1 protein-coding gene is annotated in these 602 nt (G+C 59.6%); it reads left to right on the top strand.

Going from position 1 to position 602, the window contains the following annotated elements:
• Positions 1–127 precede the first annotated feature (127 nt).
• The coding region (locus RI518_RS07995) for a hypothetical protein (RefSeq protein ID WP_310689843.1) at positions 128–602 on the top strand (475 nt) is incomplete at its 3' end.

Here is a 602-nt window from a genome sequence, read left to right as displayed (position 1 = left end):
TCGTAATCACCAACAGTGGCAACGTCAAAGACATCGTTCCACAGACGGACATCGCCCTCATCTTGCTCGTGATCTTCGTTATAAATCTCATCTTTATATTCGACCGGGCATTTGGTGGTGAATAGATATGTCTGCTCGTGATCGACGGCTTCGAGAGGCGGCCCGAGAACGCGACCGTCAACAGTCGGATGATACCCAAGAGTCGGCATCGTTCATCGCAGACCGTCTCGGTGGTGGCGATGATGACAGCTCCGGCGGTGGCGATGATGATGGGTCGCGCGATGTTCGCCCCGGCCGGGGCACGGAGCCCTCGGTCGTCGACCGCGATCCGTCTCCGGAACCAGAACCAGAGCCGGAACCGGAACCAGACACCACACCCACACCTTCACCAGAGCCGGATCCGGAGCCGGAACCAGATCGGGATGATGATCGGAGTATCTCGGAGCGCATCGGTGACTTGCAACCGGGTGAAGTGTTGCGAGCTGGTGGCTCGGGTGGCCGTGGAGAGCCCGACGTAGAGGTGGTATCCCGTGGGGAAAACATCCGAGATGTGCGTGAGGCCCGCCTGTTGGCGGCCACAGACCTCACGAGAGCCGAATTAG

It is taken from the genome of Pontimonas sp. (genome assembly GCF_031581085.1).
Taxonomy (GTDB): domain Bacteria; phylum Actinomycetota; class Actinomycetes; order Actinomycetales; family Microbacteriaceae; genus Pontimonas.
The sequence above is the reverse complement of the archived record's forward strand: the minus strand, read 5'-3'. Positions and strand labels throughout refer to the sequence as shown.